We start from the raw sequence: 6,678 nt of genomic DNA, 5'->3' as shown, positions 1-6,678 counted from the left end.
TAGGCCTTATAGCGCCTGGGCCTTAATGTTATTCAGACAAACTCACAAAGGCAGTTCCGCCTTCAATACGTTTTATTCGAACGCGGGCGCCTCGTGGGATAATCTCCAAGTTCTCGTCTTCGTCGGGATCGGCTATCCTTGCCGGCAGCGATTGCCTGCTGCCGAATGATTCAACACAAACATAACCAGTTCCATGCTTTGTGATTGCTGTTGAAACTTCAACACTCATCCCAATTAACTCATTGAGATGTACATGACTTGTGATTTCAGAATCACCATAAATCGCATCCATAAGCCTCAGCATCCCAATGGTCATGGCAAGGCCACCAAGAACACCAACGCCAAAGCTCATATTGAAAGAAAGATGCAAAGCTCTTGTTATAAGCCCTACGGCTCCAAAACCTGTTGCAAAGATCGAAAGGATCATGGGACTTAAAAAACTCATCAAGTGCGCGCCAAAGCTTGGCCCTGCCTCTGGTTCAACATTAGCTTGATGTCCCCCATGGCTTGCACTTTGCCCTCCGTGATGTCCCAAATGAAACCCACCATGACCACCACTATGGCCGCTTACATGCCCTCCCGAATGACCGATGCCTCCTAAGAGCAAAGCAAAAAGAGTGTATCCAACGCCTGCAAACAGGCATGTCCAGAAAATCAAGTCTACATTTGGCATTTTACACCCCATCTCGAACGTAACTATTCGGATAGGAATCATTACGGTTCATTATATCACACTATATCAGATCGAACTAAATGACAATTAATCTATCAAGCTCACGAAGGCAGTGCCTCCATCTATGTGCTTAATACGCACGCGGGAACCCCTCGGGATAGTCTCCAATTCCTGATCATCGGGATGTTCGATTCGCGCCGGCAGTGTTTGTCGGCTGCCGAAGGATTCGATGCAAACATAACCGGTGCCCTGCTTGGGAATAGTGGTTGAAACTTCAACATCCATCCCAATAAGCTCGTTGGAGTGTAGATGACTGGTAATTTCGGCTTTTCCATAAATTGAGCGAAGGAGTTTTACCAGAACGATCGTTAAGCCGAGTCCCCCAAGTATTCCAAATCCAACGCTTATTTCGAACCATTTTGAGAGCGCATACGCTATCAGCCCAAATGCTCCAAAGCCGGTGGCAAATATCGAGAGGATCATAGGACTCAAAAAGCTCATTAAATGCGCGCCAAAGCTTGGCCCCGCCTCCATGTGCGTTGAACCGTAATCTACCGAACCACTTGCATCCCCATCACCAACATCGCTGCTGCCAAAATCTCCACCCGCATCACCCGAGGTATCGCCCAAATCACCAATTCCTGTATCGGCAAGGCCGACATCTCCTCCCGTGTCGCCCACATCACCTCCGCCGGTATCGGACCCGACATCTCCGATGCTGCCCATCAAAAGAGCAATGAAAGTATATCCAACACCTAAACAAAGGCTTACCCAAAAGATTATTTGAGGATTACCCATTACGATCTCCTGATCTCATATGCATCATCAAACTTGGCACCTTTCGTATCCTCAGGTTATACAAGTATTTGTTCGCTAATAATTGATATTTTACAATATTCATAACCACTTGCAAGCAGACTAAAGACCTGAAATTAGTCACAAAGTCTTAGAGCGTTAGATATTCTTTCGCGATTGCTATCCCGATATCCTCTTTTTTCCTGAAAGACTTTCAAGCAACCCCATTTCTACCCATATATTAAGGGAATAAAAGGGGATCTGCCCATCAATCTTTCCCTTCCGATGTAGGGGCAGGGCTTGCCCTGCCCTCCGGAGAGCGCAGCAAGCTACGCCCCTACAAATAAAAATCAAGTCAGTCTGAGCGTAGTTGAAGGGCCTTCAAGATGATTTCTTGACAGGCTTGGAATGACGTCCCTTGGGAACGTTTAGAGAAAGAGCCGGCGAGGCGAAGGCACTACGAACAGATGGCTGATAGCTGACAGCTTCTCTAAAACGCCATTCCTTCGTAGTCTCGCATTAGGCCGACAATTTTGCCGATAATGCAGGTGTCCTCGCGGTCGATGATGATTGGCTCGTAGGCAGGATTGGCGGGCATGAGACGGACTTCGGTATCTAGGAATTGAATTCGTTTTACCGTCGCTTCATCGCCGATTAGCACTGCTACCATATCGCCATGAACTGCGGTATCTTGCGGTTTCACTACCACAAGGTCACGGGGCATGATGTGCTCGCCGATCATTGAATCGCCGCGAACCCGAAGTAGGAAAGCGCCATCGATATTGCGAACCATTTCCTGAGGGACTGGGATGAGCTCTTCAACATTCTCCTGAGCTAGAATAGGCGTACCGGCGGCGATAGTGCCGAGCAGCGGTAACATGACGGCATTATTTGATGCCTGGTAAGCAGGATGAATAACACGAATGCTTCGTGGTGTGACGCCGCGAGAGATATAGCCTTTACGTTGCAAAGCGTCAAGATGGACAGTAACGCCTCGAAGACTACCGATTTCGAACTGTTTACCTATCTCTCGAATCGAAGGTGGATAACCTATGCGCTGAATATAATCAAGAATGAACTGCAAAATCGCTTCTTGCCGTTTGGTTAGTCCTCTAGTCATAGTAATCCTTCCTCTTCCTGAAATAAGTGTACACGCACAAGCGTCTACTTGTCAAGTACCGACACACATCAACATGAATTTTTCATGAAAAAAGTTAAGGGTTAGCTTGAGTAAGAATAATAGCTTCATGCAAGTATCTGAAGTACGTAATCTCCATTCGGAATAGAAGTGAAAACGGCACGGCCTTTGTCGTTTGTTTTTTGTTCTGATATAGAATCATGTTTATCACTGAGGACTCGAATTAAGACATCGGCGCTGGGGGCTTTTAAAGGGATATTTCGAACAGCTACGGAGACCGAGAACTTGCCCTTGATAATTTTCGCTCGCATGGTCACCTTCAAATCACCAATGATCATATCTGCGCCATTTTGCATCGGAACGAGGTGATAGAAGCTTCCTTGTTCTCTGGCCGATGATGCTAAAACCGGTTGTGATGGTGGCACAGTGGTTAAAAATTGGATAGTTTTATTCAGCAGTGTAAACGGCAAAGATATTGTTCGTTCTTTTTCGATCTCAAGAAGAGTCAGGGCGTTCAAGGCGTCACTTATAGCTTGAAAGCAGGAGTTGCATTCAACCAGATGCGCATCAATTAGTGCATTATCGTTTTTAATATGACGACGCGGCTTCCTCAATTGAACGATATAGGCCGCCAAATCACCTTCATCAGGACAGGGTGATAACGCAGTCCTTGTATCTTTAATACCACGACCGATTTCGCTTAAATTTACAATCAGGTCTTCGAAAGTTTCCTTTTTCATACTGGATGACCTAGTACTCGGTGCAGTTCTTGCAAGTTCCGGCGATGAATTTGGCGAACGTTATCCGGTTTCAACCCCAGTTCGCCCGCGATCTCACATAAGTCTTCTTCGTTCCAATAATGACGGCACAGCAAAATGCGGCAGTGTGGGTGCTTTAACTTCTGAATGGCCTTGAGCACGACGACCCGCCTCTCTTCCTGAAACATTGGAGGCTCCACGTTTATACCAATCGTATCAGCTTGCTCCTCGTCTAAGGTAATTTTCAGAGCCGATTCTTTTGAGCCATCAGCCGCCTTTTGCCGAGCCAATCGTCCGGCAACAATTGCTAACCAGTTCTCGAATCCAACCCCAGCGCGAGGTTGATACGATTTCAGGCGATTCCATTCCCCGTTTACTCCACGAAGATGAAGGTAAAGTTCCGTTTTTAGGTCACTAGGGTTTGAATAATGAGCCGCCCTTCCAAGGTGTTCAATCAATCGGCCGTGCATTCTCATCAAACATTCCCAGGCCTCTTTGCTTTCCTTCTCATCCCCATAAGCAATTTGCGTGACCAACTTCGTCTCGCTCGTCACTATTGTCCTCCATCAAACTTAACTTGTATTCAGCCCACGTATGTGACAAATATTTACCCTATTTAGGCAAGCGTCAATGCCGTTCTTTTCTGTTATACCGGAAAAGTAAAAACCTCTTGACGGAGTGGTTGATATATGCTAAGCTTTATCTACAACTGAATAAATGAGTTACAGGTCTGCCCCTCGTGGGCAGTAGGAGAAGCCGGTGAGATGCCGGCGCAGTGCCGCTACGGTATGTCCATATATTGGATGAGTCCGAACGCCAGCCTGTAACTTGACCCGGTATCGATCCCTTCGTACAAAGGGTGTGGTCAGTCGGAAGATAACCAACGACATACACACCCTATCCAAATCAGGATAGGGTTTTTTATTGGTCTTTTGAATGTCCATTTTACTTTTTACTCGCAGGAGATAAAACCGGCCAGTTGCGTTTGAAACTTATTTTATGACAATTCGAGGAGGATACTTTGGTTTCACGCAAATGGTTTGTATTAATTCTCATATGCATGGCGCTGGCGTTGCCGGCGATAGGTCAGACAATTACGGGTTACAACAACCCAACCGGATTTGGTTCTACCAATCTGAGCATTACAGGAACGGAGATGGCGGTTAGTGCCGATGGTAAGCTCGCTCTTGCGCAGGACAATTCCAAAGGTGGAGCCACCATCACGGTTTATGACAAAGCCGGTCTCGGGAGAATGGCACTTACAACCTTTACCGCTCCTACAGGCGATACGTTTAAATATATCAGCGGTATTGCTTGGAAGGATAACGACACGCTGGTCTTCGGAGAGAATGGCGATATGAAGACCGTTTATTCCGCAAGCCTCTCCTCCAATTCAGTTGCCAGACTTGCTTCAATTGGCAGCTTCAGCAACATCGCGCAAATTGCCCTGAGACCATCCGATCAGATGATCTTTGCCTTGCTCGCCAACGGTCCCGGCGCAGGTGCTGTGGCAACGCTGAGTAATGGCGTTGTCAGTATGTACGCAACTGGTTTGGGCAACGGTTATCTGAGCGGAATTGCTTTCCGATCTGATGGCGCGTTGTTTGTTGGCGATACCAACGACCCCAATTTTATCGGTAATTCCGGCCAGGCGCTGCGCATTAATAGCCAAGGCATCGTAGTTGAAGCTCTATCACTAGCGGGCGCAGGCGGACAAGGTTGTTATGATATCGCTTTCAATTCAGAAGGCGATCTCTTCGCGACTACCGGTTCAAATTTGAGCTTGATTAAAAACGGAACTACGACCGCACAGGCGTTTGGCTCATTCACAGGCAATTACCCATTCCCAACTGCCCTTGAATTATATGGTAGTAACTTACTTGTAAACGCTCAATGGACGGATGTCGGCGGATTATTTGAGGTCCATCCAACCCCTGAACCCGCCAGTCTTGGCGCAGCATTGATGGGCGCGTTTAGTTTGCTCGCTTTAAGAAGAAAGGCCAAGAGGTAAGAAAGAATGTCACGCCCAATTGGATTAGAATCACATGGGCATACAACGAAATCCCCCCGGATGGGGTTTTCGCTGGTCTTCGCCCTCATATTATCCTTGACTTTGCCGCTATTCGCATCCGACTTTGCAACGGTAGTATTGGACTATGTGCCTGGCGCAGATGCGGAGTTTACTGATTCATCGGCAGCTATCGGCGCGCCTTCTACTATGGCTACACCTTTTGTGCCAGATAATGAGGTGATTGTGTCACTTGGCCAAACGGGTTACATCGTACTTGGATTTGATCATCCAATCGTCCATTATGACCTTAACCCTGGGGGATATGACTTTATCGTTTTTGGCAATGCCTTCTACGTTGGAAGTATTTTTTATCATTTCCAGGAGCCAGGAATTGTAGAAGTCGGGGTCAATACAGGCAGTGGCTATAACGAGGCCACCCCATTTTATAAGTTGCAAGGTTCGCTTAATCCGCAAAGTTCGGCTAATCCGCCATTTCCCAAGTTTACTTCGATTGATGAGCGTAACTATCCGATATGGGGTTATGCGGATGTCACTCCTGTTGATGGAACTGGTAACCCACTCATACCTGATGACCCATTCACTTCCGGTATCACCCCCGGATCAGCTGGTGGGGATGCGTTCAAACTGAGTTGGGCGGTTGATTCGAACGGTAACCCTGTCATTTTGGATCATGTCGATTACGTTCGAATTCGTCCCGCAGGACAATGGTCCCCGGATGTGGATGCAGTTTCAATTCTAAAACCACTTCCGGTTGAATTCACTGGGACGGTTAAACTCAAAGGCTGGATGGGTAGCGATATCTCATCGGTTCCGGTTACTTTGGTGATCGATGGAGGGGAGCCTTCGATAATCTATCTAACAGGCACCGGCAATACGGGCACATTTGTAACACAGTTACCGAATTCGGGTTCTCTTGCTGTTCAAATCAAGTTTGGATGCTACCTTAGCCAGACTTTGACGATCCCCACATCCGGAACACCTGTTTTCGGCACGTTTGATGGCTCCGATCATTCGGGACTGATTCCGGGAGATACCAATAATGATAACAAAATCGATGATCTCGACTTTCTCGCCGTCATCGGCAACTTCGGTAAGATCAGTTCTATAGGAGACTGCAATGGAGACGGAATTGTCAATGACCTCGATTTTTTGAATATAATTGCCAGTTTCGGCTCGGTAGGAAATTAGTTTAGATGAAACGATCTGGTTTTACTCTGATAGAGCTTTTGGTCGTGATTGCGATAATCATGATCTTGGCATCGATCCTCTTTCCCGTGTTCGC

General features: G+C 47.0%; 8 protein-coding genes and 1 riboswitch. Of the genes, 3 read left to right on the top strand and 5 right to left on the bottom strand.

Features of this window, described 5'->3' with window-relative positions:
• Nucleotides 1-28: 28 nt before the first annotated feature.
• The 5 genes from WCO51_08140 to WCO51_08120 all read right to left on the bottom strand — a co-directional run bounded on the left by WCO51_08140 (nucleotide 29) and on the right by WCO51_08120 (nucleotide 3,918).
• A complete protein-coding gene (locus WCO51_08140) occupies nucleotides 29-673 on the bottom strand; it encodes an NfeD family protein (GenBank protein ID MEI6513228.1) in 645 nt (214 codons plus the stop codon).
• An 87-nt stretch (nucleotides 674-760) separates the two neighbouring features.
• On the bottom strand, nucleotides 761-1,471 hold the full coding sequence (locus WCO51_08135) for a hypothetical protein (protein ID MEI6513227.1): 711 nt from the start codon (nucleotides 1,469-1,471) through the stop codon (nucleotides 761-763).
• Nucleotides 1,472-1,958: 487 nt separating this feature from the next.
• Nucleotides 1,959-2,588: a transcriptional repressor LexA gene (gene lexA / locus WCO51_08130; protein MEI6513226.1), complete on the bottom strand. Its 630-nt coding sequence runs from the start codon at nucleotides 2,586-2,588 to the stop codon at nucleotides 1,959-1,961.
• A 125-nt stretch (nucleotides 2,589-2,713) separates the two neighbouring features.
• The gene (locus WCO51_08125) at nucleotides 2,714-3,346 is read right to left on the bottom strand and encodes a hypothetical protein (GenBank protein MEI6513225.1); all 633 of its coding nucleotides are present in this window, start codon (nucleotides 3,344-3,346) and stop codon (nucleotides 2,714-2,716) included.
• The gene (locus WCO51_08120) at nucleotides 3,343-3,918 is read right to left on the bottom strand and encodes a sigma-70 family RNA polymerase sigma factor (GenBank protein ID MEI6513224.1); all 576 of its coding nucleotides are present in this window, start codon (nucleotides 3,916-3,918) and stop codon (nucleotides 3,343-3,345) included. The genes WCO51_08125 and WCO51_08120 overlap by 4 nt, the downstream gene beginning before the upstream one ends.
• 155 nt (nucleotides 3,919-4,073) lie before the next feature.
• A riboswitch (cobalamin riboswitch) is annotated at nucleotides 4,074-4,204 on the top strand.
• 181 nt (nucleotides 4,205-4,385) lie between these two features.
• Between WCO51_08120 and WCO51_08115 the strand changes: the two genes are divergently transcribed.
• From WCO51_08115 to WCO51_08105, 3 genes are all read left to right on the top strand, one after another.
• The gene (locus WCO51_08115; protein MEI6513223.1) at nucleotides 4,386-5,375 is read left to right on the top strand and encodes a hypothetical protein; all 990 of its coding nucleotides are present in this window, start codon (nucleotides 4,386-4,388) and stop codon (nucleotides 5,373-5,375) included.
• 6 nt (nucleotides 5,376-5,381) lie between these two features.
• Complete coding sequence (locus tag WCO51_08110; GenBank protein ID MEI6513222.1) at nucleotides 5,382-6,584, top strand: hypothetical protein; 1,203 nt, start codon at nucleotides 5,382-5,384, stop codon at nucleotides 6,582-6,584.
• 5 nt (nucleotides 6,585-6,589) lie between these two features.
• Nucleotides 6,590-6,678 (top strand): prepilin-type N-terminal cleavage/methylation domain-containing protein (locus tag WCO51_08105; protein ID MEI6513221.1); only part of this gene is annotated, 89 nt, incomplete at its 3' end.

Source organism: bacterium, from assembly GCA_037131655.1.
Lineage (GTDB): Bacteria > Armatimonadota > Fimbriimonadia > Fimbriimonadales > JBAXQP01 > JBAXQP01.
Note: the sequence above shows the minus strand (reverse complement) of the source record. Positions and strands in the feature narration are given on the sequence as shown.